This is a genomic window from Acinetobacter sp. 479375 (assembly GCF_000581715.1).
GTDB lineage: Bacteria > Pseudomonadota > Gammaproteobacteria > Pseudomonadales > Moraxellaceae > Acinetobacter > Acinetobacter ursingii.
Map to the genome: position 1 here is coordinate 1 of NZ_JEZN01000071.1, position 870 is coordinate 870.

Consider the following 870-nt stretch of genomic DNA (forward strand, 5'->3'; position numbering starts at 1 on the left):
GCTTTGTTGTTCGCAACGAGGGCTAATTCTGGAGTTCCGTATAAGGCATAATCAATAACGACATCTCGGCTGATAATCAGCGCAGTAACTTTAGCCAATCTCGCTGCAATTTCCATGTCAGGAATTTGTCCACTTATTCCAATGATGATGAGAACTGCAGCATTGACTTAGATCGCCAGTGCTCAGTACTGACCATCATGTAGCTTTTATCGCTTTAGCGCCTTAACTTATTTAAGTGGCGTAACTTACACAACTTATGCATCCTATTTAGGTGACCTCAGTTATAGTATTCCGTGTCAGGAATCTGTCTACTTATCAGCGTCCGCGGAACTGCAGGATTTCTGCTTTGTTGTTCGCAACGAGGGCTAATTCTGGAGTTCCGTATAAGGCATAATCAATAACGACATCTCGACTGATAATCAGTGCAGTAACTTTAGCCAATCTCGCTGCAATTTCCATGTCAGGAATTTGTCCACTTATTCCAATGATGATGAGAACTGCAGCATTGACTTAGATCGCCAGTGCTCAGTACTGGCCATCATGTAGCTTTTATCGCTTTAGCGCCTTAACTTATTTAAGTGGCGTAACTTACACAACTTATGCATCCTATTTAAGTGATGTAAGTTATAGTATTCCGTGTCAGGAATCTGTCTACTTATCAGCGTCCGCGGAACTGCAGGATTTCTGCTTTGTTGTTCGCAACGAGGGCTAATTCTGGAGTTCCGTATAAGGCATAATCAATAACGACATCTCGGCTGATAATCAGCGCAGTAACTTTAGCCAATCTCGCTGCAATTTCCATGTCAGGAATTTGTCCACTTATTCCAATGATGATGAGAACTGCAGCATTGACTTAGATCGCCAGTGCTC

2 protein-coding genes are annotated in these 870 nt (G+C 42.6%); both read right to left on the reverse strand.

Annotated features, from left to right (window positions below; all coding sequences use genetic code 11):
• Positions 1-315 precede the first annotated feature (315 nt).
• Positions 316-459 carry a hypothetical protein gene (locus J500_RS17800; RefSeq protein ID WP_153565456.1) on the reverse strand — a complete coding sequence of 48 codons (144 nt, stop codon included), beginning with the start codon at positions 457-459 and terminating at the stop codon, positions 316-318.
• Positions 460-658: 199 nt separating this feature from the next.
• Complete coding sequence (locus tag J500_RS17805) at positions 659-802, reverse strand: hypothetical protein (RefSeq protein WP_153565456.1); 144 nt, start codon at positions 800-802, stop codon at positions 659-661.
• Positions 803-870 lie beyond the last annotated feature (68 nt).

Bases quoted from the DNA above. Each gene is read 5' to 3' on its own strand.
- J500_RS17800 (WP_153565456.1), bottom strand. From the start codon at position 459: ATGGAAATTGCAGCGAGATTGGCTAAAGTTACTGCACTGATTATCAGT.
- J500_RS17805 (WP_153565456.1), bottom strand. From the start codon at position 802: ATGGAAATTGCAGCGAGATTGGCTAAAGTTACTGCGCTGATTATCAGC.